General features: G+C 44.5%; 20 protein-coding genes. 10 read left to right on the plus strand and 10 right to left on the minus strand.

Annotation, left to right across the window (positions count from 1 at the left end; all coding sequences use genetic code 11):
• The first annotated feature begins 43 nt into the window (after positions 1-43).
• From EGI32_RS13595 to EGI32_RS13615, 5 genes are all read left to right on the plus strand, one after another.
• On the plus strand, positions 44-874 hold the full coding sequence (locus tag EGI32_RS13595; RefSeq protein ID WP_255155908.1) for a DUF3822 family protein: 831 nt from the start codon (positions 44-46) through the stop codon (positions 872-874).
• Positions 865-1,404: an RsmD family RNA methyltransferase gene (locus tag EGI32_RS13600; RefSeq protein WP_255155909.1), complete on the plus strand. Its 540-nt coding sequence runs from the start codon at positions 865-867 to the stop codon at positions 1,402-1,404. Before EGI32_RS13595 ends, EGI32_RS13600 begins: the two co-directional genes overlap by 10 nt.
• Before the next feature lie 80 nt (positions 1,405-1,484).
• Complete coding sequence (locus EGI32_RS13605; protein ID WP_255155910.1) at positions 1,485-2,054, plus strand: 5-formyltetrahydrofolate cyclo-ligase; 570 nt, start codon at positions 1,485-1,487, stop codon at positions 2,052-2,054.
• Between the two features lie 14 nt (positions 2,055-2,068).
• Positions 2,069-3,145: a tetraacyldisaccharide 4'-kinase gene (gene lpxK, locus EGI32_RS13610; RefSeq protein ID WP_255155911.1), complete on the plus strand. Its 1,077-nt coding sequence runs from the start codon at positions 2,069-2,071 to the stop codon at positions 3,143-3,145.
• A gap of 113 nt (positions 3,146-3,258) precedes the next feature.
• Positions 3,259-6,048 (plus strand): outer membrane beta-barrel protein, encoded by a 2,790-nt coding sequence (locus tag EGI32_RS13615; RefSeq protein ID WP_255155912.1) that lies wholly within the window; start codon positions 3,259-3,261, stop codon positions 6,046-6,048.
• Positions 6,049-6,322: 274 nt separating this feature from the next.
• Here EGI32_RS13615 and EGI32_RS13620 read toward each other — a convergent pair whose 3' ends face one another.
• Entirely contained in the window at positions 6,323-7,645 is a 1,323-nt protein-coding gene (locus EGI32_RS13620) for a DEAD/DEAH box helicase (RefSeq protein WP_255155913.1), read from the minus strand.
• A 164-nt stretch (positions 7,646-7,809) separates the two neighbouring features.
• On the opposite strand from EGI32_RS13620, the gene EGI32_RS13625 reads away from it, so the two are divergent.
• Positions 7,810-8,595, plus strand: coding sequence for a DUF3667 domain-containing protein (locus EGI32_RS13625; RefSeq protein WP_255155914.1), 786 nt, complete (start codon positions 7,810-7,812; stop codon positions 8,593-8,595).
• Positions 8,596-8,738: 143 nt separating this feature from the next.
• Here EGI32_RS13625 and EGI32_RS13630 read toward each other — a convergent pair whose 3' ends face one another.
• From EGI32_RS13630 to EGI32_RS13650, 5 genes are all read right to left on the minus strand, one after another.
• On the minus strand, positions 8,739-9,128 hold the full coding sequence (locus EGI32_RS13630) for a DUF1801 domain-containing protein (RefSeq protein WP_255155915.1): 390 nt from the start codon (positions 9,126-9,128) through the stop codon (positions 8,739-8,741).
• A 38-nt stretch (positions 9,129-9,166) separates the two neighbouring features.
• Positions 9,167-9,580 (minus strand): VOC family protein, encoded by a 414-nt coding sequence (locus EGI32_RS13635; RefSeq protein WP_255155916.1) that lies wholly within the window; start codon positions 9,578-9,580, stop codon positions 9,167-9,169.
• A gap of 200 nt (positions 9,581-9,780) precedes the next feature.
• Positions 9,781-10,578 carry an alpha/beta fold hydrolase gene (locus EGI32_RS13640; protein WP_255155917.1) on the minus strand — a complete coding sequence of 266 codons (798 nt, stop codon included), beginning with the start codon at positions 10,576-10,578 and terminating at the stop codon, positions 9,781-9,783.
• 212 nt (positions 10,579-10,790) lie between these two features.
• Positions 10,791-11,036 (minus strand): hypothetical protein, encoded by a 246-nt coding sequence (locus tag EGI32_RS13645; protein WP_255155918.1) that lies wholly within the window; start codon positions 11,034-11,036, stop codon positions 10,791-10,793.
• 168 nt (positions 11,037-11,204) lie between these two features.
• Complete coding sequence (locus tag EGI32_RS13650; RefSeq protein ID WP_255155919.1) at positions 11,205-11,576, minus strand: helix-turn-helix domain-containing protein; 372 nt, start codon at positions 11,574-11,576, stop codon at positions 11,205-11,207.
• Positions 11,577-11,656: 80 nt separating this feature from the next.
• On the opposite strand from EGI32_RS13650, the gene EGI32_RS13655 reads away from it, so the two are divergent.
• Together EGI32_RS13655 and EGI32_RS13660 are read left to right on the plus strand one after the other, a co-directional pair.
• Positions 11,657-12,535 (plus strand): NmrA family NAD(P)-binding protein, encoded by an 879-nt coding sequence (locus tag EGI32_RS13655; RefSeq protein ID WP_255155920.1) that lies wholly within the window; start codon positions 11,657-11,659, stop codon positions 12,533-12,535.
• A 280-nt stretch (positions 12,536-12,815) separates the two neighbouring features.
• The gene (locus EGI32_RS13660) at positions 12,816-15,275 is read left to right on the plus strand and encodes an outer membrane beta-barrel family protein (RefSeq protein ID WP_255155921.1); all 2,460 of its coding nucleotides are present in this window, start codon (positions 12,816-12,818) and stop codon (positions 15,273-15,275) included.
• A 146-nt stretch (positions 15,276-15,421) separates the two neighbouring features.
• Here the strand turns inward: EGI32_RS13660 and gyrA are convergent, their stop codons facing one another.
• Positions 15,422-18,088, minus strand: coding sequence for a DNA gyrase subunit A (gene gyrA / locus EGI32_RS13665; protein WP_255155922.1), 2,667 nt, complete (start codon positions 18,086-18,088; stop codon positions 15,422-15,424).
• 315 nt (positions 18,089-18,403) lie between these two features.
• On the opposite strand from gyrA, the gene EGI32_RS13670 reads away from it, so the two are divergent.
• Both EGI32_RS13670 and EGI32_RS13675 read left to right on the plus strand, forming a co-directional pair.
• Positions 18,404-20,821 carry an ABC transporter permease gene (locus EGI32_RS13670; RefSeq protein ID WP_255155923.1) on the plus strand — a complete coding sequence of 806 codons (2,418 nt, stop codon included), beginning with the start codon at positions 18,404-18,406 and terminating at the stop codon, positions 20,819-20,821.
• 82 nt (positions 20,822-20,903) lie between these two features.
• The gene (locus tag EGI32_RS13675) at positions 20,904-22,199 is read left to right on the plus strand and encodes a saccharopine dehydrogenase C-terminal domain-containing protein (RefSeq protein ID WP_255155924.1); all 1,296 of its coding nucleotides are present in this window, start codon (positions 20,904-20,906) and stop codon (positions 22,197-22,199) included.
• Positions 22,200-22,303: 104 nt separating this feature from the next.
• Here EGI32_RS13675 and EGI32_RS13680 read toward each other — a convergent pair whose 3' ends face one another.
• The 3 genes from EGI32_RS13680 to EGI32_RS13690 form a co-directional block, all read right to left on the minus strand.
• On the minus strand, positions 22,304-22,990 hold the full coding sequence (locus EGI32_RS13680; RefSeq protein ID WP_255155925.1) for a Sir2 family NAD-dependent protein deacetylase: 687 nt from the start codon (positions 22,988-22,990) through the stop codon (positions 22,304-22,306).
• A gap of 8 nt (positions 22,991-22,998) precedes the next feature.
• On the minus strand, positions 22,999-23,937 hold the full coding sequence (locus tag EGI32_RS13685) for a DUF4349 domain-containing protein (RefSeq protein ID WP_255155926.1): 939 nt from the start codon (positions 23,935-23,937) through the stop codon (positions 22,999-23,001).
• A gap of 243 nt (positions 23,938-24,180) precedes the next feature.
• The coding region (locus EGI32_RS13690; protein WP_255155927.1) for an IS256 family transposase at positions 24,181-24,838 on the minus strand (658 nt) is incomplete at its 5' end.

A 24,838-nucleotide genomic window follows, 5' to 3' on the forward strand; every position in this document is an offset into this window, starting at 1 on the left:
AGTCAGCAAAATAAATCTTATTTTGCGACCCAAAATTAATTATTTGAAGACCGCTTTTAAAATATTGCCAACGGAAGAAATCAGCCGGCCGCAGCACCTGCTGGTAGAAGCCGGAACCGAAAATATTTCGTTTCTTTTGTATACGAGGTCGCCGTTCCGGGGGGAGGGGTTGCTGGCATACCAGCTAGAAGGGGTTCAGGATGCAACACAGGTGGCGGCCGATCTCAAAACATTGCTGGCGGATGAGCCTCTTTTAAAACAAAGTTTCCATTCTACCCGTATCTTATATAATGTAAAAGAAGCTACGCTGGTTCCTTCCAGCTTTCACAACCCGTTTGTGAAGGAAGAAATACTGGCGTTGATATTTGGAAGTGATAAAGATGCGGCTGTATCGGATGAGCAGGTGAAGGGAAAGGATATGGTGAATATTTACCGTGTTAACAGATCAATCGTGGATGCGCTGCGGGAGTTCTTTCCGTTCTCCGTTTCGGGCCATGTCAATACATTGCTGATACCGCAGGTACCGGTGGAAGGGGCCAGGCTGCATTGCATCATTTACCAGCAATCGGTAAATATGCTGCTGCTGAAGGACGGCAGGCTACAGATAGCCCGTCATTTTTCTTACACTACGGCCATCGACATCGTATATCAATTACTTCATACCTGCCGGGAATTTGAACTTCAGCCGGAGGATGTTCAATTAGCATTAAGCGGCATGATAGACGGAAAGTCAGCGCTTTACAAAGAGTTATATAATTATTTTTTACAGGTAGAATTCAGTCCTTTGCCGGAGAGTGTCACCTTATCAGCAGGGTTTGAAGAATTTCCCCCACATTATTTTCAACATTTAATCTCACTGGCTGCATGCGAATAATCAGCGGCATACATGGTGGCAGAAGAATTAACCCGCCTGCAAACATGCCTCATACCAGGCCTACCACGGATATAGCTAAGGAAGGGCTTTTCAATATTTTGCAGAACAACCTGGAAATAGATGAATTGAAAACGCTGGATCTTTTTGGCGGCACCGGCTGCATCAGTTACGAACTGGCCAGCAGGGGGGCGCCCGATCTCACCATCGTGGAGAAAGACAATAAGATGTACGATTTCATCAAAAACACGGCTGAAATGCTGAAGCTCGAGAATTTCAAGCTCGTAAAATCAGATGTGTTCAAGTTCATGGAAAGTACCAACCAGCAATACGATTTCATCTTTGCCGGCCCGCCGTATGCGCTTACCACCATCGATGACCTGCCGAAAATGGTGTTTGAAAAAAATCTGCTGACAAAAGGCGGATGGTTTGTGCTGGAGCATACACCGAGGAACGATTATAAAAAATTCCCTTTTTACCGGTCGGAGAGGAATTACGGCACCACGATATTTTCTGTCTTCATAAACGAATAGAACCACAGAGACACAGAGTATATTTTTTCAGCCTCCGTGTTACTCCGTGTCCTCTGTTTCTCTGTGGTTCAACAACCAATATGACAAAAAACGAACTCCGCATATCATACAAACAAAAGCGCCTCTCCATCACTTCGCAGCAAAAAAACAAGCTGGAGGATATAATTCTCATACAGTTTCAGCGGCTCAATATTGAGATCCCCGCGAATATCATGACCTATGCGCCTTTTGGAAAATTCAACGAGTTTGATCCGCAGCTGATCACCGATTATTGCCTTTTCAAAAATCCCGACCAGGTATTGAGTTATTCGGTGGTGGACGGCGATAGCAATGATATGCGTGCGGTTATTGTGGAGGAAGACAGTATTTTTGTAAAAAACAGGTATGGCATCGGCGAACCGGAGAGCGGCGAAGAGATGCCTGTCGGCGAAATTGACCTGGTGATCGTCCCCATGCTGGCATTTGATGTAAACGGGCATCGGGTGGGTTACGGAAAAGGCTACTACGACCGTTTCCTGAAACGCTGCCGCGAAGATGTGATCAGGATCGGCTTCAGTTTTTTTGAAGCGGAACAGCCGATTGATGATACCGATGAATGGGATGTGCCGCTGGATTTCTGCATCACCCCGGAAACTATTTATGAATTTTAAAAAACCAGATACGTTTGCTTAAAAGTTTCAGATACCTGCTTTTCCCTTTTGCACTTATTTATGGTGCGGTGGTGTGGCTGCGCAACTGGATGTTTGACAAGAACATCCTCAAATCGGCTTCTTTTAATTTTCCCATCATCTGCGTGGGAAACCTGGCTACTGGTGGAACAGGCAAAACACCCATGACCGAATACCTGGTGGAATTGCTGCAGGATAAATATATAACGGCAACGCTTAGCCGAGGATACAAACGTAAGACAAAAGGGTTTGCCATCGCCAGCGATGCCACCACAGCGCTCGATATCGGTGATGAGCCGATGCAGTTCCATCAGAAATTTCCAAAGCTCACGGTGGCGGTAGGAGAGGAGAGGCTGGTGGCGATACCGCAGTTGCTGCACGACCGGCCGGAAACGGAGGTGATCATTCTCGACGATGCTTTCCAGCATCGTACAGTAAAAGCCGGGTTGAACATATTGCTGACCGAATATAAAAACCTCTACACCCGCGACCTGATGGTGCCTGCGGGCGACCTGCGTGATGTGAAAAAAAGTGCCCGCAGGGCGGATGTGATCGTGGTGACCAAATGCAAACCCGGGCTTTCGGAAGAAGAAAGAAAAGCGCTCATTGCAGAGATAAAACCATTGGCGAACCAATCGGTATTTTTTACGGAGATCGTTTACTCACAACCTTATCACCTGTTCAGCAAAGCGCCGGTGCAGATGGATGGTAATACCGATTGCCTGCTCGTTTGCGGGATCGCCAATCCCAAACCATTGAAAGAATTCCTGGCTTCGCAGGTGCATAGTTATGATATGCTGCGGTATGCGGATCATCATATTTTTTCTACCGATGACCTGAAAGACATCAAAAAACAATTTGAAAAACTGCAGTCGGAGCAGAAAATCGTTTTAACCACAGAAAAAGATGCCGTGCGCCTGGAAAAATATAAAAACGAGCTGCTGGATTTCCCGGTCTTTGTAATTCCTATTCGTCACCGCTTTTTATTCGGCGAAACCGAAAAATTTGCCGGTATAATCTTCAATTCTGTTAATAAATATGCAAATTCCACTCCCGACGCTGCCGTTGGGTAAATAATCTTCACATTAGCGCTTTAAAATGATAAACGGTAACTTTCGTAGATCAGAGTTCCATTATTTTTGCCGCATCATTTGATACCCGTTCAACCAGAAATTAATTTAATAACATGAGATCTTTTTTACCTTTTGTATTCCTTTTGTTTTTTGCCTCGGCAGCCAGTGCACAAACCATCAGCATACGTGGTGTGGTACGCAATGAAGATGGAAAGCCCTTAAGCAATGCTTCCGTCACACTTTTTTATGAAGGTGCCAAAGACAGTGTGCGCAGGGTTACCAACGATAAAGGCGTTTTCCAGTTTACCAATGTAAAACAGGCCAATACCGGCATCATCGTGTCATTTATCGGGTATAACACGCTTGCCAGGTATTACGATTATTCTACCGCTACCGGTGAACAGAATATTGTAGACCTGCAACTCACCCCCGGGGGACAAACCCTTGCCAATGTGGTAGTGGAAGCTGCCAAAGTGCAGATAAAGGAAGATACCGTTTCTTACAAGATCGATAGTACCATGTACCGCAAAAATGATAATGTGGAGGAAGTGCTGAAAAAACTTCCAGGGGTGGAAGTGGACAATAAAACCGGTAAAGTGACGGCGCAGGGGCAGGAGGTGACAAAAGTAAAAGTGAATGGTAAGGATTTCTTTGGTGGCGATGTAACTACAGCAACCCGTAACCTGAATGCGGATATGGTAGACAAGATCGACATCATTGATGATTATGGGGACCAGGCGGCTTTCACCGGCGTAAAAAGCGGAGAGGCGACGAAGACCCTGAACATCCAGATGAAAAAAGATAAGAACAAAGGATATTTTGGGAATGCTTCGCTGGGAGCCGGTACAGAAGGGCGTTACACGAATTCAATTAATGTAAATAAATTCAACGGACAGCAGCAGATCTCGCTGCTCGGCAACCTCAATAATACCAATGCCAGTACCTTCAACTTCGGTTCGATGGGTGGGGCAATGGGTGGAATGGCCCGCAGCATGGGGGCAAATTTTTCAGGCAACACGGGTAACGGTATCGCCACCACCAAATCCATCGGGTTGAATTACCGCGATCAATGGGGCAGCAAAATATCTGTTTATGGCAGTTACAGTTTTACCAACAAAGAAACCAGCACCGAAAGGGATGTTACACAACAGACACTGTTCCAGGGTTCGAATATCCTTAATAAACAACAGACGAATGATTATACCACTACCGATAATCATCGTTTTACGTTCAACATGGAATACAAGATCGATTCGTTCAATTATCTGAAATTCACGCCTACAGTGAATTACACGACCACGAACAGTAATTATATATCTGACTTCAGCAATGCGCAAAATAACAAACTTAGCAATAACGGCCGCACCACAGACCGTACAACTTCCAAAGCGCCGAATATCAGCGGTACGATCCTGTTCAATCACCGCTTCGATAAAAAAGGAAGGATATTATCCCTCAACCTTAGCGGCGGCAGTTCTTCCTCCGATGGCGAAGATATCTACACCAGCCTCACGGGTTTTTACGATACATTGGGTGTGAAGTATAAAGATTCTGTGCTCAACCAGTTTGTAACGCAGGATAATAACAATCACAACTATGGCATTTCGGCTTCTTACATTGAGCCATTGAATAAAAAACAAAGCCTCGAATTCAATTATTCGTATAACAAACGTTACACCGGCATCGATCGTGAAAACTTTGCAGTTGATCCATTGAATGGCAACAAAACCTTCGTGGATACGGCGAGCAACATTTACGACAATGATTATATCACCAACAGGATCGGTGTAAACTTCCGCACCACGCAGAAGAAATATAATTACACGATTGGTTTTGCGGTGCAGCCTGCTACCATCAAAAGTGATTCGAAATCCACGAACACAAAGTATTCGCAGAACCTGGTGAACTATTACCCGGTGATCCGGTTTGCTTACAATTTCAGCCGTAGCCGTTCTTTCAGCGTGAATTACAACGGAAGCACATCGCAGCCTTCGTACCAGCAACTGCAACCGGTGTATGATTATTCCAATCCGCAATACATCACGCTGGGTAATCCTGATCTCAAACCGGAATTCAACAACAACGTGAACATCCGTTACAATAATTTTGATTTCATTACCGGGAATGTATTCTTTGGTAACCTTAATTTTTCTTACATAAAAGATAAGATCGTCAACAATGTATTTCAGCGTTTTGATGTGAGCGATCCCACCAACCCGAAATACATCGGGCAGGAAACAAGGTACCTGAATACTGATGGGTACTACACCGCATCCGGTTTCTATGCGTTCAGCAAACCGATCCGCAACAGGAAATATGTGTTCAATTACGGAGGTTCGATCATGTACAACAACAATATTTCTTTCGTTGAAAGCGCCAAAAATACCGGGCAGAACTGGATTGTCGGGCAACGTTTCTCTACCACCATCACCATTAAAAAATGGCTGGAAACCAGCGCCGGCGCCAACTTCACGTTGAATAACGCTAAATATTCACTCAACAAGCGGTTGAATTCAAATACCAAAGCCTGGAGTCTTACTCATTACTCCCGCATATTTCTGCCGAAAGATATCACGATCGCTTACGACCTCGACAAATCGATCAATGATGGTTATGCAGACAACGTTACTGCAAATCCATTCATCATCAACAGCAGTATAGAAAAATTGATCTCTAAAAAATACAATGCTTCCATAAAGTTGAACGCATACGATATGTTGAACGAAAACACCAGTGTAACAAGAACTGTGACTGGTACGGGTTTCACCGATACACGTACTAACAGGCTGGGGAGGTATTACATGCTCAGTTTTGTATTCAGGTTCAATAAATTCACGGGTACGGGAAGCGGAGGAAATAATGCAGTGCCGGGCGGGCCGATGATGAGAACAATGATCAATTAATAATTACGAATTACGAATTACGAATGTGATTGAAGCGAGAGGATAATCACAGATTTCAACTGATGAAGGGGATTGCACAGATTGCTTTTTCACTTCGTGAAAAATAAAAATGCAGTTTATAAGACCTTGACTTTGATTTAAAAGTTGCGGTACTTATAAACTGCATTTCAATTTTCTGCGAAGCAGGAAATAATCTGTGTAATCCCTTCATCAGTTGAAATCTGTGATCCCATTCGCTTCGCTCTCCGCATCATTCGTAATTACTAATTCGTAATTACTTGGCTACGGCGATCTTTATCTTCTTTCCTTTGAGTTTTTCGTTCTTGATCAGCTCCAATACATTCCCCACTTTAGATTTGCGTACAGCAGCGAAAGCCATAAAATCTTTCACTTCTATCAACCCGATCTCATCTTTTTTCAGCATACCTTTTTGTGAAAGGAACCCTACGATGTCAATCTTATTGATCTTGTCTTTTTTACCTGCATCAATGAAAAGCGTGCTCCACTTGGGCTTTTCAGGTATCGGCAGCCTGTCGGGCATCACGAATTCTTCTGCATTTTCCGTGAGGTAAGCGGGCATTTTTTCATCTTCCGAATGGATCACGTATACGTTACCCGTAGTGCCCATGCGGGCAGTACGGCCGTTGCGGTGAGTGAAAGATGCCTCCTCCAATGGAAGGTGATAATGCACGATGTTGCGGATGTCGGCGATGTCGAGTCCGCGGCTGGCAAGATCGGTGGTGATAAGGATGTTGGAACTGGTATTCCTGAATTTCGTAAGGGCTACTTCTCGGTCGCGTTGCTCCATACCGCCATGATAAAATACATTTACCAGGCCCTGATCGCTGAGGAAATTGCTCACACGTTCCACCGCTTCGCGGTGATTGCAGAAAACGATGGTGGAGGTATTATTGGCATAACAAATCAATTGCAGCAGTGTTTCCAGTTTGTCTTTATCGGGCGATAATACAGTTTTGATGCGCAATATCTCCGACGAAACAGCTTCTTCCGGAAGAAAATTCAGCATTTCCGGTTCATTCATTTTCACAAAATCAGGAATGCTTTCGGCGAATGTTGCTGAAGTGAGCATGCGTTTTTTTACCGCTGGCAGCGATTCGATGATGAATTTCATTTCTTCCAGGAAACCCAACTCAAGCGATTTATCAAATTCGTCCAGGATCAGGTATTGGATCTCTTTCAGGTCTACATTATTTCTGCGGATATGATCTGCCATACGGCCGGCCGTAGCTATGATGATGGCTGGTGGTTCCACGAGGCTGTTTTCTTCAATTTCCCTTTTGTGCCCGCCATAGCAGGAAAGCACTTTATAACCGGTTTGCATCTGCTTCAGCACGCTCTCGATCTGTAGCGCCAGTTCGCGGCTCGGCACCAGGATCAGCGCCTGCACGAGTTTAATATCTTCTTTCAGCGTAGCAAGCATTGGCAACAGGAAAGCCAGTGTTTTGCCGGAGCCGGTAGCAGAAAGCAGGATGATGTCGTTCTTTTCAGCCGCGGTTTTGATCGCCGCTTCCTGCATATCATTCAGCGACTTTATATTCAGCTTGCTTAAATAAGCGCTGTTGTTTGTTTCGTTCATGCTGCAAAGCTAGTTTAATTAATAGTGAATAATTAATAATGAATAATTCTTTAGGATTAACGGTCAAACAATACCAAAAAATCACGCCCCCAAGGGCAATAATTATTAATTATTCATTATTAATTATTAATTAATTTGCTGCTTACTAACAAACTAACTACTTAATGGACAAGCATACCTGCCGCAACTGCGACAATCATTTCTCAGGGGATTACTGCAATAGATGCGGGCAAAAGATGGCGCACCGGATCACGATGGGGCATTTGTTTCATGATATCACACATGCATTCACGCATGCCGATAAAGGATTTTTTCATCTGATGCTGGGCCTTTTCAAAGCGCCGGGAAACGTAGCGCGGGAGTACATCATAGAAGAAAAGCGTAAACGTTATTTTATGCCTTTTCAATACCTGCTTATCATCGGAACCATCGCCACGTTTGTAGTGGTCAATTCTCATTTCATGGAAAATGCGATGAAGATCATGGCCATGACCGATCCTGCCAATACGAAGCAGACGGCTATGATGCAGCAGATATCATATCTCCAGAGTAAGTATTATAACATTATGATCCTCCTGCAACTACCGTTTATGTCGCTGGCGACCTTCTGGGTGTATCGAAAATATAAACTCAATTATGCTGAACATCTTACCCTGCATACATTCATCACCGCCCAGACAACCCTGATCAGTATGATCCTGATGTTGTTCCTCTTCATTACCGGTACGGATTTTAATGTCATCCGTTTTTTCAGCATCACTATCAGTGTGATCTCGATAAGTTATCACATCGGGGTATATATGCAGTTTTTCCAGCAACGTAGTGTTGGCGGGTTCTTTAGAGGATTGTCGAGTTATATTATAGGGATACTGCTCTTTTTCATTTCCACAGTAATAGTTACGATCATTATCGGGTTTATTTATGCGATGATCAAAAAAGCCGGGCATTGATGTAGCACATGAAGTTGTCAGCCGGGAAGTATTAAATATTACAGGGAATGGTGCATCCGGAAGAGCAGGAGCAAATGATAAAAAAAATAGCGGCAGACACTTTCATGGCGAAAACGATTTATGGGTTCTTCACTGAATATCAGTCAGACCAACCTTTCGAGCACACCTTTTCTCTTTACTATATTTTTATAATCCCATTGTATGGCTGCAGATTTTTTAAGCCAGCGTTTGAGATCGGTTTTATTGATCTGAGATAAAGCAGAATAACAGATCTCAGCCGCTTTGAATTTTCCTTCATGCTTTAATCCAGGTTCGTCAAAAGATTGCCCGCTCCAGAAAAGCAGGTTGATGCCGCATTTACGTTTGGCATAACCGACCACAGGATTGCCATCCAGGAACCACACAGGATGCGCATGCCATACTTTGTTCTCCGCAGCTTTTAGATTTTTATCGATCAATCCGGCCAGTTCCCGGCAGATGAGCTGTTCGTCACCGGACTGGTGATCGTTGTAGGCCAAAGTATCTTCGTGCATGGGTAAAGATTTTGGTGAATGGATTTAAGAAGCAAACTTTATTCCGCCGGTTCCCACAGTTCGATCTTGTTGCCTTCGGCATCCATGATGTGTACGAATTTTCCAAAGTCGTAGGTAGCGACATCATCCAGTATGGAAACGCCGTTTTCTTTGAGCCTGCTCAATAATGCATCCAGGTTTTGTACGCGGTAATTGATCATGAACTCTTTTTGGGAAGGAGCAAAATGATCGCTGTCTTTTTTGAACGGGCTCCATTGCAGGGTGTTCACTTCTTCGGGTTTATCGATGTTCCTGGAATCAAAACTTGACGATCCCCAGGCATTGATTTCTATTCCCAGGTTTTGTGTATACCAGTCTTTTGTTTTCTGTAGATCATCTGAATAAAAGAAAATACCGCCGATGCCGGTCACTTTAGGGGCCAGGTCAGCTGATTCATTTTTTTGCTCTCCCATGAAGATTGATTTTGAGATGTTGTATAAAAATAACGCAGTGGGAGCAATTTTGCAAAAGGGAATTGTGGGTAGGGTATTCTATCCGGGAGAAGACTACAGGGCTGATGTAGCAGAGTCTATAGTTCTCTAAATGATGATGGCTTGTGTAAGGATTGTAAAAGACTTTAAAAAGTACTGGTTGTTGTTATAAAATTCAGTCATCAGTTCTTCTGGTTCAAAAATTTCTCAATCATCGGCACTGCCAGTTCACTTTCTTTAAAATCCGGTTTGATAGTAGTGATCTCACCGATGTATTCTCCATGAGCACCGGGAATGATGGCTAATTCGGAATGGACGATCTTTTTATGCAACTCTATGGCATGTTCGATCGTGATCACATCTTTATCTGCATTGATGATCAAAGCGGGAACCTTGATGGAAGCCAGCTGTTCATCGGGAATGTCTTTAAAATCAACCATACGCTTGGCATCCCTGTCGTGCATCACCTGCAGGCCATTCGAATCGGGCGCTACTTTTAAATAGGAGGCCTTCAATTGTGGCGGCATATTTTCCAGTTTTGCCTCTTTCATGAAATCCCAGAACCATGGGGGTACACCATTGCGTTTGGCTAATGCGGAACCCAGAATGATCCTGTTCACCATCTCCGGGTGACGGATGGCGATCTGGATCGTGGTTGTACCACCATTGCTGAAACCGAAAAAATCAGCTTTGGCAATGTTTAAATTTTTGAGGAGGGTAGTCACGTCATCGGCATCCTGTTCGAAGGAAGAACCTTTATTCCTGTCGCTTGTGCGGCCATGCGCCTGCAATTCAACGGCTATCACTTTCCTGTTTTTTGCAAACAGAGGAATTGCTTTCTCAAAATTCGACTGTATGGTAGAACCCCCTCCGTGAATCAGCACAAGTGGTTTGCCTTCTCCATAAATTTCGTAATACATTTTCAATCCGTTTACGTCGGAGTAGCCATTGCTGAAATGTAGTTTTTCTTCTTTGGTCATTTCTCTTCATTTTATTGCCGTATCGCGGTGGTTGCAGGATGATACCATTACCAATAACAATGCAGATAATACAAGTGTGGGTTTCATTTTATCAGTTATAACATTCCCTTAAAGTGCAAGCAAGTCACATTAGCGCTCAAATGGTTCTGGTTTGCCGGTGATTTTTTTTAACCAGGAACGAAGGCTTTGCTGAGAAGTAAAAAATCGGGGTTTCATAAATTTCTTGCCTTGATCTCTTTCCGGATCTCCTGGCGGCTTTTGATGTTTATGATCAAAACCGGCAACAACGCAACCGGTACTACCGACAATGCGGAGAAACCTTTTCGTAAGCCGAGGAAAATGGAAGAAACAAATAATATCACCAGCGCCGTAATAAAAACCGGGATCAATGTTTTCAACAACTTTTCATTACGGAGAAGTTCCTGATCGCTGATTTCAGATAGGTTGAGTTTTGCCATGTGCGTTGGGTTTGCGGTTTGTCTAATATGTTGCTAATTTACAATTGTTTACAATAAACTGCTTATTGCAACTAAATCATATTTGAAACCTATAATTAATATTATGTTAAGTAGTGGTTTAAAGAAATATCAACCACTTTTTGGATAATTAGTTTAGAAACACGTTTCCTACATCTCATACTCCTTTACTCCACTCAATTCCCCGATCGCCCAAATGGCCATAGCATCTACCACCTTATATAATTTCTTACCGGATTCGCTGAGTTTGTAAGTCACATGCGGCGGCACCACGGGCTTTGCCTCCCGGATGATGATCCCGTCGTTTTCCAGTTGCTTTAAATGCTGGATCAGCATTTTTTCTGTCACAGCCGGAATATTCCGTTTCAGTTCACTGTAACGCTTTTCTCCTTTGGCGAGATGATAAATGATGATCGGTTTCCAATAACCGCCGATCCTTTCCATCACATAAGTCACCGGGCATTGCGCCAGCGCATACCGTTTGTTTTCCTGGATGGTCGATTGTTCCTTGATAGCTGTCATGATACATACTTTAGGGTAAGTACTTGTATAAAAGTATGTACAAATATACCTTTGTTGCCCAACAATTAAAAAATAAAAAAATGAACATCATCATTTCAGGTTCTTTAGGTAACGTAGGTAAACCATTGACAAACAAATTAGTACAAGCCGGACATAAGGTGACGGTAATTTCCAGCTCTGCTGACCGGAAACCAGCTATTGAAGCGCTTGGCGCTGTTCCGGCAATCGGATCCGTGAGCGACGCCGCATTTCTGACACAGGTATTGACCGGTGCAGATGCAGTATTTGCCATGACCCCGCCAAACATGGGCGGCTCCAACGTGATTGAAAACACGGTTAACGCGGGTAAATCTTTTTCAGAAGCGATTCTCAATTCGGGTGTGAAACACGTAGTAATGCTCAGCAGCATCGGCGCCCATCTTCCCGGCGGAAACGGCCCTATCGCTTCCATTCACCAGATAGAAAAATTGTACAATGACCTGGAAGGGGTTTCAGTGACTTTCCTGCGGGCGGGATTTTTTTATACCAATTATTACAATGATGTTCCGTTGATCAAAGGTTTGGGGATCATAGGCGCCAATTACCCGGCGGAAACGAAAATGCCCCTGGTGCATCCTGCTGATATTGCAGCCGCTGCTGCCGATGAACTGGTGAACCCATCTGCAGGAAAAAATGTACGTTATATAATAAGCGACCTCCGCACTCCTGCCGATGCGGCCAAAGTATTCGGACAAGCGATCGGCAAAGATGGATTACCCTGGGTGGAATTCACCGACGAACAATCGCTGGATGGTATGTTGAAAGCCGGCTTGCCCCACGAGATCGCAGGTTTGTATACCGAGATGGGACAAGGTTTGCGGAACGGAAACATTGCGGCAGATTTTTTTGCGAAAGGCGCCCCTGTAACCGGGCAAATCAAACTGGAAGATTTTGCAAAAGAATTTGCAGATAAGTACTGATGCAAAAAGTGATTGCTGATTAAAAAAGATTGGGTGATTACGCTGATTCTTTCCTGCAAAGCAGGAAAGCTGAATGCAGTTTATAAAATGCTGAACTTTGTAAAGAATTCAAAATTTTACAAACTGCATTTTCATTTTGCGTAGCAAAATAATCTGCGTCATCCATTCATCCTTTTAAAATCAGCGATCATTATTTGATGAACGGTAATAAAATTTTCTTCCTCTTCAGTTTTCCTACAATTTTTACGCTGACATTTGCCTTCGTAAATTTTATCACTGAATGAAAATCCTCGTGTTACTCCTCGCCTGCCTCTGTATTTCAGGCATTGCTAATTCTCAAGGTCAAAAAAAGTTTATCATACAAGGAACGGTGATCGATTCGTCCAGCCGCCGCCCTGTGGAGTTTGCAACGATCACCCTATTGCCCATAGGAATAGCAAAGCCGCTGACAGGCACGATCACAGACGCGACCGGAAAGTTTTCCCTGGATGATGCCGCGGAAGGAACTTTCACTTTGCTGATAGAAAGTATCGGCCATCAACCTTTCTCCATACATGATCTTGTGATCGCCGGCACAGATAAATCCCGCGACCTTGGAACATTTTCGTTGCGCAGCAGCGGAAAAACCATGGATGCTGTTGTTGTAACGGCTCAGGCAAAAGTGATAGAGCATAAAATTGACCGTATGGTATTCAATGCGGAAAAAGATATCAGTTCGCAGACCGGTACCGCTTCAGATGTGTTGAAGAAAGTGCCGCAGGTATCCGTGGATGTGGACGGTAATGTGCAGCTTGCCGGCAGTGGCGGGGTACGTTTCCTCATCAATGGCAAACCTTCCACAGCCTTCGGAAGCAGCATCGCGGATGTATTACAATCCATTCCTGCAAGCCAGATAAAAAGCATTGAAGTCATCAGCAATCCCGGTGCCAGATACGATGCACAGGGAATGGGTGGCATCATCAATATCATTCTCAAAGCCAGTAAAACAAAGGGTTACAATGGGAACCTCTCGTTGACGGCAGGAACATTACAGCAGAACGGTTCATTCAATTTCAATGTGCGCAACAATAATTTCGGCATGAACGCTTTTGTCAGCGGCAGTGCAAGATTACCCGCAACGGTACTGTTTCATTCTGAAAGGAATACCGCGAATGGTACTACCATCGATTATCTTGAACAGGACGGCCGCAGCAGGTTTCAGCGGCATGGATACCAGTCAGGTATCGGCTTCGACTGGACGGTAAAAAAATACAATAGCTTCTCCGGCGCTGTGAGTTACAATGAATTTGGGAGCAAAGGAAAGGGCTCCACCTTTCAGCAACTGGATGTAGATAAAAATGGTGGCCCGGCTCCTGTGTTTACACAAATAAACAGCCTGGCCCGGCCGAAATTTCATAACACCGATCTCAGCTTTAATTACAAACGTACCTTTCCAAAAGACGGGCGTGAACTTGACCTTGAAGTGAACAGCAGCATCGGCAATGGCCGTACGATCACTTCCAATGAACAATACGCTTATCCCCAATCAGTATTGAGTACTGGTACAGAAAGTAATAACCCCGGTAAAACGGTTTCCACACAATTATCGGCAGATTACACCGAGCCTGTCAGCGAAGATCTTGTATTGGGCACCGGCGTAAAACTCAGCATCGACGACATTAACAGCAGTTCATCGGCATTGAAATATGACGACGTATCGAAAAAATATACTCCTGATAATTCCTTATCCAGCAGCCTGCGTTACCATCAAAAGGTATATGCCGCTTACGCGGAACTGAGCTTTCCACTTTTTGCGGGCATCGCCGGAAAAGCAGGCGGACGTTATGAACGCACGGAAACAGATGCATTTTTCTCCAATGCGCAGCAGCAACAAAATGTACCGGGCTACAACACATTTGTGCCTTCATTTTATTTGAATAAAAAACTGGACGATCACCAGTCGCTGACCTTAAGTTATTCAAAAAGGATCGAGCGCCCGGATTACAATGAGCTGAATCCATTTGTGAATACCACCGATCCAAAAAATCTTTCAACCGGCAATCCCGGTCTCGTACCCGAAACCAGCAAGCGACTGGCATTGAACTACAATATTGATTTTGGTAAAAAAGGTTCTGCAGGCATCGGTATGTTTTACCGTGTCAATGAAAACGATATCCAGTCTTACGCTCTCTACTATCCTTCTTACACCGTTGGCGACAGCGTTTACACGAATGTGTCTGTTACCACAGATCAGAATATCGGGACGGAAAAAGATTTCGGTGCGAATTTTTTCGGTGATATGCACCCTACTTCAAAGCTCGGATTGCGGGGGAATTTTTTCATTTTCAGGAGGCATACGATCAACGTGATCGATGAAGGCTTTGACGCTAAAAGTTATTTTTGCAGGATCAACCTCAACGTTACTTACCAGTTTGCCCCTACCCTTGTGGCTGAATATTTCCAGAATTTCAACTCACGCAGAAGAGAAGCACAGGGCACTAATCCGGCATTCATATCCTATACTTTCGCGATGCGCAAACAATTCTGGAACAAGAATGGCAGCATTGCCCTTACTGCCAATAATTTCTTTGCAAAATATGTTGATCAGCGTACACGCCTTTTCGGGCCCGGGTATGATGCGGTAAGGCTGCGTCAGATACCTTTCAGATCGATCGGTATAAACTTCACGTGGAAGTTCGGGAAACTGGAGTTCAAAAAGAATAACCGGGAAGAAACTAACCAGCTGTTAGAAGCGAATTAAGGTGAACCACAGAGGATTGGAGGGCACAGAGTAAAAAAGCTTATTTTCTTTCTCTGGAAACTCTGAGTTCTCCGGTTCTCTGTGGTTTAAACAAAAAATGGCCGCCTTCACAGGCAGCCATTCTCAATTTAGTGCTCACACTATAATTATTCTTCTGTTTTTTCTTCTGTATCTTCTGCATCATCTTCGTCTTCAATTTGATCAGTTGCTTCATCAGCATCTTCCAAACCTTCAGGCGCCGGTACTACAGTTTCGGTAGTCAATGTACCATCTTCTGCTACCACTACTGCTTCCTCTATTTCTTCTTCCTCCTGTTCATCCAGTTTGGTAATAGCCGCGATAGAATCCCCTTCGTCTACTTTTATCAGGCGAACCCCTTGTGTAGCGCGACTTTGCTCGCTGATGGCTTTCACCGCCATGCGGATGGTAATACCACTTTCGCAGGTGATCATCAGATCTTCCTGTTCAGTTACGTCCAGCAGGCCAACGAGCCCACCCGTCTTGTCAGTGATCTTAATGGTACGCACCCCTTTACCACCACGATTGGTGATACGGTAGTTTGCTTCACCCGTTTCCGGATCATCGAGGAAAGTACGTTTTCCGTAACCTTTTTCACTCACTACCAGAACTGTCCTGGTTTTATCTTCCGTATTCACCGTGATCATACCCACTACTTCATCATTTTTTTCATCCACTTCGATACCGTAAACGCCGATACCGCCGCGGCCTGTAGCACGTACTTTATTCTCAGGGAAACGGATCGCACGGCCACTCTTCACAGCCATCATGATCTCGCAGTTTCCATCGGTCATGCGGGCTGCTATCAGCTGATCTCCTTCACGGATCTCGATCGCGTTGATACCCGTTTGCCTTGGCCTGCTGAAATCTTTCAGCTTGGATTTATTGATGATACCTTGTTTGGTACACAATAATATGTAGTGGTTGTTGACGTACTCTTCGTCTTCGAAATTCTTCACATCGATGATCGCACGAACCTTATCGTCCGGCGCTATCTGGATCATATTCTGCAATGCACGTCCTTTGCTGGTGCGGTCGCCTTCCGGTATCTGGTAAACTTTCAGCCAGAAGCAACGGCCTTTTTCTGTAAAGATCATCAGTGTATGATGGGTGCTTGCCACAAACAGATGCTCGATAAAATCTTCCTGGCGGGTACTGCTTCCCTTCGCCCCGCGGCCACCGCGGCGTTGCTGGCGGTAATCACGTGCAGAAGTACGTTTGATATAACCAAGATGTGAAATGGTTACCACCACATCTTCTTCTTCTATCAGATCCAGCATATTGATCTCATCATCTGCGTATACGATCTCAGATTTACGTTCGTCACCGAATTTCGCTTTCACTTCAGCCAGTTCATCTTTGATGATCTGGAAACGCAGACCTTCATTGGCAAGGATCTCTTTCAACCGTTCGATCAGTTTCATGATCTCTGCATGCTCTTCACGGATCTTATCGATCTCCATACCGGTAAGGCGTTGTAAACGCAGTTCCAGTACGGCTTTCGACTGAATTTCGCTCATGCCGAAATTGCTCATCAACCCTTCGTGTGCGATGGTTGGAGTGGCGCTTTCGCGGATGAGTTGGATCACAGCATCCAGGTTATCCAACGCGATGATATATCCTTCGAGGATGTGTGCACGCTCTTCCGCTTTCTTCAATTCAAACTTCGTACGACGAACCACGACTTCATGCCTGAATTCGATGAATTCGGAGATGAGTTCTTTTATGTTCAGGATCTTCGGGCGGCCTTTTACCAGCGCCACATTGTTGATACCGAAAGATGTCTGCAGCTCGGAATGTTTGAACAACTGGTTCACTACTACCTGCGCTACAGCATCTTTACGAAGCTCTACAACAATCCTTGTTCCTTCTTTATTATTACTTTCATTGTTTACGTCGCTGATGCCATCAATCACTTTATCGTTGATCAGGTCGCCGATCTTTTGCGTCAGCTGATCACGGTTCACCTGGTAAGGTATCTCGGTGATGACGATCTTTTCTTTACCACGTGCATCGGTTTCAATGGTAGTTTTGCCCCGCAATACTACCCTGCCTCGGCCGGTAAGCAATGCCTGTTTAACGCCCTCGTAGCCGTAAATAACACCGCCTGTAGGAAAATCCGGAGCCTTTATATATTTGATCAGTTCTTCGAGTTCGATATCGTTATTGTCGATATAGGCGATACAGCCATCAATCACCTCACTGAGGTTGTGGGGCATCATGTTAGTGGCCATCCCTACCGCGATACCGCTGCTTCCGTTTACAAGTAATTGCGGAACACGGGTTGGCAGTACTGTTGGCTCTTTCAACGAATCATCGAAATTGAGCTGATAATCCACCGTATCCTTATCGATATCCTCGATCATCGCTTCAGCGAACTTCTGCATACGTACTTCCGTATAACGCATGGCAGCCGGCATATCACCATCCTGGCTACCGAAGTTACCCTGGCCATCGATAAGTGTGTACCGCATCGCCCATTCCTGCGCCATACGTACCATGGTAAAATAAATGGATGAATCACCATGCGGGTGATATTTACCCATTACTTCCCCTACGATACGGGCAGATTTTTTATAAGGCCTGTTACTGTAATTGGCCAGTTCCATCATACCAAACAAGACACGGCGGTGAACGGGTTTGAACCCATCACGTACATCCGGAAGTGCACGGCCAACGATCACGCTCATGGAGTAATCGATGTAAAAAGTTTTCATTTGCTCCTCGATATTAACCGGTATTATCTTGCCCCGGTTGTTGAGGTTAGCTTCGTCATTGATTTCGTTATTTTCCATATAATTTTCTAGGTGGCGAAAGTACTGAAAATAAGCCGTTTTTCCACGTTAAAACAGCGTTGTTTTAGGGTGATATTGTACACATTTGTGGAGAACTATTTTTCTACGGAACTGCTGTTTCATAACTGAACAGGATGTGTATCGTAATCGGACAGTAAGAAAATATGGCTTACATCTATAGTGTTGATTATTAATAAGTTATTTTACCGGCATAACCTTTGGCAATAATTTCAGGCAAAGGTTCAAGGGATAAAGCAAAGCCGTGACTTTGTGATCCCTTTGCACTTGTATGTGAAATAAAATAAAACCCATCCGATGTTTAAAAATTACTTCAATATAGCCCTCCGGAATTTGTGGAAAAACAAAGGTATTTCTACCATCAATATTCTCGGCCTCTCGCTGGGAATTGCAACCTGTTTATTGATCATGCTTTTTGTGCAGAAAGAATTAAGTTATGACCGGTTCAACGAGAAGTCCGATCGGCTTTATCGTGTCACATTTAATAGCCGGATGCAGGGCGGCGATCTCAAAGAAGCCAGTGTAATGCCGCCGGTGGCCCAAACCCTTAAGAATGATTATCCTGAAGTGGAAGAGGCAACCCGCTTACAGGCAAGAGGTGGTACAAGGATCACCTATGGAAACAAGGTTTTTACCGACGGCCTTGCCTATGTGGATCCGAATTTTTTTACGGTCTTTACACTTCCCCTTGAGAAGGGCAATGCGGCTACAGCACTATTGGAGCCTAATACAGCCATCATCACCAGTGTCCTTGCAAAAAAGTATTTCGGTACGGCTGATCCTATCGGAAAGGTGCTCACGTTGAAAGATCAGCATACCTTTTTTACAGTTACCGGAGTGGTTAAAGAAATTCCGGAAAATTCACATTTTCACTTTGAAGTTTTCGCGTCAACATCCAACCTTCCGGAGGCCAACGAATCTTCGTGGATGGTATCGGGTTTTTACACTTATGTGGTGCTGCGTAAAGGCACTGATCCGAAAAAATTTGCCGGTCATTTTCCCGAAATGGTGCAAAAATATATCGGCCCTCAATTGAAGCAGGGGCTTGGAGTAACGCTTGCAGAACTTGAAAGTAAAGGGAACAGTATCAGTTTTGCCCTGCAGCCCATCACCGATATTCACTTACACTCCAACCTGACAGGTGATATGGAACCCGGCGGTGATATAAAGTATGTATATATCTTTAGTGCGGTGGCGCTTTTCATGCTGCTCATCGCGTGCATCAATTTCATGAACCTTTCTACCGCAAGCGCTGCAAAAAGAGCAAAAGAGATCGGTATCAGGAAAGTGCTTGGTTCGGTCAAAAAACAACTGGTATCCCAATTCCTGCTCGAATCTCTCTTCATCACTTCCATCGCTTTGCTGATCGGCATCCTGCTGGTTTACGTGCTGCTACCATTCTTCAATGATCTCACCGGCCAGCATCTTAAGATAAGCCTGACAAACAGCCCCTATGCATTACCGTTATTGATCGCATTCGGATTGTTTACAGGCATACTGGCGGGCAGTTACCCGGCCTTCTTTTTATCCTCCTTCAAGCCTGTGGAAGTATTGAAAGGAAAGTTTTCGACCGGTAAAAAAAGCGCCGGACTAAGGAGTGGCCTGGTGGTTTTTCAGTTCATCATTTCTATCAGCCTTATCATTGGTACAACCGTAGTATATAAACAGCTTTCTTATATCCGCAATAAAGAATTGGGTTTTGATAAGGAACAGGTGCTAGTGATCGAACAGGCATACTGGCTCAATAATAATTTGGATGTATTTCGCAGCCAGCTCATGCAGGATCCGGGGGTGAAAAGCGTTTCGGTATCAGGTTTTCTCCCGGCAGGAAATTCGGCGAATAACAACTTTTTTGTTTCGGCGGATGATAATGCACAGCAGTTGATAAAGACCTTACGCTATGATGTAGACGAAAATTACCTCCCCACCCTCGGGATCAGTATCGCCAGCGGGCGAAATTTTTCTCCGCAATTTCCCACCGATTCTTCAGGCATCATCATCAATGAGGCGGCGGCACGCAGTTTTGGCTGGACAAATGATCCGTTGAATCATACGCTTACGCATAATTCAAATGATGGTTCAAAGGAGAGTTATCATGTGATCGGTGTGGTAAAAGATTTCAATTTCCGCTCGCTGCACGAAGCCATCACGCCGCTGGTGATGGTATTGGCCAAAGATAATGGCAGCGTGATCGTGAAAGTGAAAACTGCAGACATGCCGGGATTGCTGGCAAATATTCAGCAAAAATGGAAGAACCTTCATGCAGAAGCACCTTTTTCGTATTCATTCCTCGACGACCGTTTTAATAATACATATAAAGCCGAACAATACATCGGCCGTATCCTCGGCATTTTCGCCGGGCTCACCATTTTTGTGGCTTGTCTCGGCCTCTTCGGGTTGGCTACTTTCATGGCTGAACAACGCAGGAAAGAGATCGGTATCCGGAAAGTGTTGGGCGCCGATGTAAGCGGGTTGGTAGCGATGTTGTCGAAAGATTTTTTGAAACTGGTATTGATCGCGTTCATCATCGCATCACCTATCGCCTGGTATGTGATGAACAGGTGGTTACAGGAATTTGCCTACCGGATCAGCATCAGCGTGTGGGTATTTGCCATCACCGCGTTTTTGGCGGCCATCATCACGTTGCTGACGGTATCCTTTCAGGCGGTACGTTCGGCGAGGGCCAACCCGGTCAATAGTTTGCGCTCCGAGTAGTCCACTCCTACGAGTTGACAACTCATGGGAGTTGACAACTCGTTAGGTAAAAAATCGTTTACTTTGCAAAAAATCAAATTGCTTGAAAACGATACTCCTCATCGGTGCCGGAAAATCCGCCACTGTACTTATAGATTACCTTACAGACGAAGCGGAAAAGAACAACTGGAAGTTTATCATCGCAGATGCGAATAAAGAACAGATACTGCTCAAGACCAAAAATTCACGTTATGCAGAAGCGGTTGAGCTGGACATCACCAATGAGAAGCAACGCTCGAAGTTGATAGAGAAATCGCATGTCGTGATATCCATGATGCCGCCGCACCTGCATTTCCTGGTGGCAAAAGATTGTGTGGAATACCGGAAACATCTGCTTACCGCTTCCTATCTTGACAAACAGATCAGCAGCCTGCGGGATGAGATCAGCAATCGTAAATTACTATTCCTTTGCGAAATGGGATTGGATCCGGGCATCGATCACATGAGCGCTTTATTGCTGCTTAACCGCATCAAATCTGAAGGTGGCGATGTGGTTTCTTTCCGAAGCCATTGCGGTGGATTGGTAGCACCTGAAAGTGATGATAACCCATGGCATTACAAGATCAGCTGGAATCCGCGGAATGTGGTCCTGGCGGGAAAAGCAGGCGCCGTTTACAAAGAAAACAATCATACGGTCACTGAGAAATACGATGAGCTTTTCAGGACTGACAGGGCTATCCCTACCGGTGATGAAACGATCGGTTCGCTGAGTTATTACCCCAATCGCGACAGCCTGCCCTATCTTGACCTTTACCAACTTCATCATGTAGAAACTTTCGTGCGCACTACCCTTCGCTATCCTGATTTCATGGAAGGATGGAAACATATCATCGCATTGAACCTCACTGATGAAACCATTTCTTATGAAAGTGATGGAAGAACGCTGCAGGATTTTTTTCAGGCTCATGCCGGCGATAAATTATCCGGCCTTCCGCAGTTGGTGGTAAAACAACTCAATTTTTTAGGAATGGATGATAGTGAGACCTTCATCAATAAAGGACTTTGCAGTGCTGCGGACGTATTGCAAATGGCGCTGGAAACAAAGCTGGTTTTGCAACCACACGACAAAGACCTGGTGGTGATGGTACATGAAATAGAATATATAAAAGACGGCGCAAAAAAATTACTCACCAGCTCATTGATCGTAAAAGGCGAAGACAGTATGAATACGGCCATGGCAAAAACGGTCGGTCTTCCGCTCGGAATTGCCGCAAAACTGATACTGGAAGACAAATTGAAGTTAAAAGGATTGCATATTCCTACAAGTCCGGTGATCTATGAGCCGGTGCTGGAAGAATTGGAAAAACATGGAATTTCTTTCGTAGAGAAGGCGATTTAATTGATAATTTTATAAAGGATAATGGATAATGCTTCCTATTGAAAGTTCTTCCGTATAAGGAGAATACCATCGATTGGAAACATTATCCATTATTCCGTTATCAATTATCCATTATCTAGTAGCTTCTTCAACTCTTTTACTCCTGTCGTAGCCGGCATTTCAATCAGTTGTATAGATGGATCATTTACAAAAGGGATACTCTTATCAACGATGAATTTTGGAACAGACGGCGCCACATAATCTATCAGTGACGCGGCCGGGTATACCTGCAAGGATGTCCCGATCACCACAAAAATATCTGCCGTCAATACCACCTGCACTGCTTTTTCAATCATGGGTACGGGCTCTTCAAACCATACGATGTGCGGCCTGAGTTGTGTACCATCGTTTCCTTTGTCGCCTACATTTATATCTCCCCGTATTTCGAGCACTTCACCAGGACGGCCTATGCTGTGCATCTTGAAAATTTCTCCATGCAGGTGCAATACATTTGTTGAGCCGCCACGTTCGTGCAGGTCGTCTATATTTTGTGTAATGATAGTTACGTTAAATTCTTTTTCCAGTCCTGCCAGCCCGGTATGTGCGGCATTGGGCGAAGCGGCAGCAACATCGCGGCGACGCATGTTATAGAAATCGAGCACCAATGCGGAATCTTTGATGAATGCCCGGGGTGTTGCCACATCCCGCACATCATACCCATTCCATAATCCATCGCTGTCGCGAAAAGTTTTCAACCCGCTTTCGGCACTTATACCGGCGCCTGTGAGTACCACCAGGTGTTTCTTTTTCATGTTTCAAATTAAACATTTTGCTTCGAAACATCCGCCGGCTTTCTTTTTTTGTAAATAAAATATACTGCTACTATCAGCAATATCAATGGCCAGATGGATACGAGCCCTACCAGCAAGCCGGCCACCCAGGCAGCGCCTGTAGAAAACGCTTCCCCTGCTTTTGCAAAAAATGACGGGCTTTCATCGGGTGCTTTCAATGCTCCTGCTCCCTTGAAATAAGTGAGGTTGATGGTGCTGTAAGCCGCCTGCGATGTGAGTGATGCATATCTTCCCGCGGCTGATTCTATCTCTTCCTGGATGCCGTTTATTTCTTCCTGCACCTGCAGCACTTCCGCCATATTTTTTGATTCTTTCAGGAAATCCAGGTATTTGAGGCGCATCTGCTTTTTTGCTTCCAGCCTGGAGCGTGTATCCACAATGCTTCCGGTAACATCTTCGGTACGGATACTTTTTTCGGTAACCACAGCATCCGTCCCCGGCAATGCGGCCATCAGTTCATCGAAATACTGAACAGGCACTTTGATTGAAAGTACCGATTCCGATCTTCCTTCTGTCATGTTGTTGTCTTCCTGCGCAACATAGGCTCCATATTGTTTCAGCTTTCCGTTGAGCCCTTCGCCATATGTTTTAAAATCTTTCACTTCTATTTTTACCGTAGCGGTCTTGATGATCTTTTTTGACCAATCCACTACTGTTATGGGCGCAGCAGACTTTACTGCCGGAGTTGTGCCGGCAGAAGGGCCGGATGTTGGTGTAGTACTGTCGGTGGCAAGAGGTTGCTGGTCGTTGATGACGGGAATATCTTTGTGGGTGCCGGCATCATTGGGGGATGTTTCAACGGAAGAGATGAGATCGTTGGATGACCTGGATTCTTTCACTCCATCCTGGCATGAAGCTATCAGCAGGAGCGCAACCACGCCCCCGATAAAGGGTTTGAACTTAAACATAAAAATTGATTGATTTGTTAGTGATAAGATATCGGATGCATCCTTATCACATAATACACGAATCTCTGAATAGGTAACCTTGCTTAATTAAGAATTAAAAATTTAAAATTAAGAATTAACAATCTTAGCGAAAGAGGATCACAGATTATAAAGGGATGAGGGTGATTACACAGATTGTTTTACTTCGTAAAAGACACTATCCCATAAAGTGTGTAAGTAAAATATTAGGGTTTGGCTTTTTTATTAAAGCTGAACCCTTTTTTCAAATATTGTTAAGAACTGGTTTAGGATTAAGCCCCAGTTCTGTATGGGCATCGTCCATTTTTTCGTAGCCTCTCTCAGGGCCAAAAATACAGATTTTAAAACTGCCTCATCTGTCGGGAATGATAATTTGTTTTTGGTATACTTCCTTATTTTACCGTTCAGATTTTCTATAAGATTGGTGGTGTAAATGATTTTTCTGATTTCAAGCGGGAAGTCAAAAAATACGGTGAGTTCCTCCCAGTTATCCTCCCAGGATTTAATGGCATATGGATATTTATGGTTCCATTGCGAAGCAAAATGTTCCAGTGAAGCTTTAGCTGCCTGTTTGGTAGGCGCATCATAAATCTGCTTCATATCCTTTGTAAACTGTCTTTTATCTTTCCATACGACATACCTGGCTGAGTTACGGATCTGATGTACCACACATATCTGTGTCTGTGATTGAGGGAACACTTGCTTGATAGTTTGTGTAAATCCATTGAGATTGTCGGTAGCTGTAATAAGGATATCTTCCACGCCTCTTGCCTTCAAATCGGTTAATACACCCAACCAGAATGCGGCGCTTTCACTTTTGCCCAACCACATACCCAGTACTTCTTTTTTACCGTCCCTATTGAGTCCTACGGCCAGGTAAATG

The sequence above is a fragment of the Ferruginibacter sp. HRS2-29 genome, from assembly GCF_024343615.1.
In the GTDB taxonomy this organism is placed as follows: Bacteria; Bacteroidota; Bacteroidia; order Chitinophagales; family Chitinophagaceae; genus Ferruginibacter.

Excerpts from the sequence above, each read along its gene's own strand:
- EGI32_RS13600 (WP_255155909.1), top strand. The coding sequence starts at position 865 with ATGCGAATAATCAGCGGCATACATGGTGGCAGAAGAATTAACCCGCCT.
- EGI32_RS13605 (WP_255155910.1), top strand. The coding sequence starts at position 1,485 with ATGACAAAAAACGAACTCCGCATATCATACAAACAAAAGCGCCTCTCC.
- EGI32_RS13615 (WP_255155912.1), top strand. The coding sequence starts at position 3,259 with ATGAGATCTTTTTTACCTTTTGTATTCCTTTTGTTTTTTGCCTCGGCA.
- EGI32_RS13620 (WP_255155913.1), bottom strand. The coding sequence starts at position 7,645 with ATGAACGAAACAAACAACAGCGCTTATTTAAGCAAGCTGAATATAAAG.
- EGI32_RS13625 (WP_255155914.1), top strand. The coding sequence starts at position 7,810 with ATGGACAAGCATACCTGCCGCAACTGCGACAATCATTTCTCAGGGGAT.
- EGI32_RS13630 (WP_255155915.1), bottom strand. The coding sequence starts at position 9,128 with ATGCACGAAGATACTTTGGCCTACAACGATCACCAGTCCGGTGACGAA.
- EGI32_RS13635 (WP_255155916.1), bottom strand. The coding sequence starts at position 9,580 with ATGGGAGAGCAAAAAAATGAATCAGCTGACCTGGCCCCTAAAGTGACC.
- EGI32_RS13640 (WP_255155917.1), bottom strand. The coding sequence starts at position 10,578 with ATGACCAAAGAAGAAAAACTACATTTCAGCAATGGCTACTCCGACGTA.
- EGI32_RS13645 (WP_255155918.1), bottom strand. The coding sequence starts at position 11,036 with ATGGCAAAACTCAACCTATCTGAAATCAGCGATCAGGAACTTCTCCGT.
- EGI32_RS13650 (WP_255155919.1), bottom strand. The coding sequence starts at position 11,576 with ATGACAGCTATCAAGGAACAATCGACCATCCAGGAAAACAAACGGTAT.
- EGI32_RS13655 (WP_255155920.1), top strand. The coding sequence starts at position 11,657 with ATGAACATCATCATTTCAGGTTCTTTAGGTAACGTAGGTAAACCATTG.
- EGI32_RS13660 (WP_255155921.1), top strand. The coding sequence starts at position 12,816 with ATGAAAATCCTCGTGTTACTCCTCGCCTGCCTCTGTATTTCAGGCATT.
- gyrA (WP_255155922.1), bottom strand. The coding sequence starts at position 18,088 with ATGGAAAATAACGAAATCAATGACGAAGCTAACCTCAACAACCGGGGC.
- EGI32_RS13670 (WP_255155923.1), top strand. The coding sequence starts at position 18,404 with ATGTTTAAAAATTACTTCAATATAGCCCTCCGGAATTTGTGGAAAAAC.
- EGI32_RS13680 (WP_255155925.1), bottom strand. The coding sequence starts at position 22,990 with ATGAAAAAGAAACACCTGGTGGTACTCACAGGCGCCGGTATAAGTGCC.
- EGI32_RS13685 (WP_255155926.1), bottom strand. The coding sequence starts at position 23,937 with ATGTTTAAGTTCAAACCCTTTATCGGGGGCGTGGTTGCGCTCCTGCTG.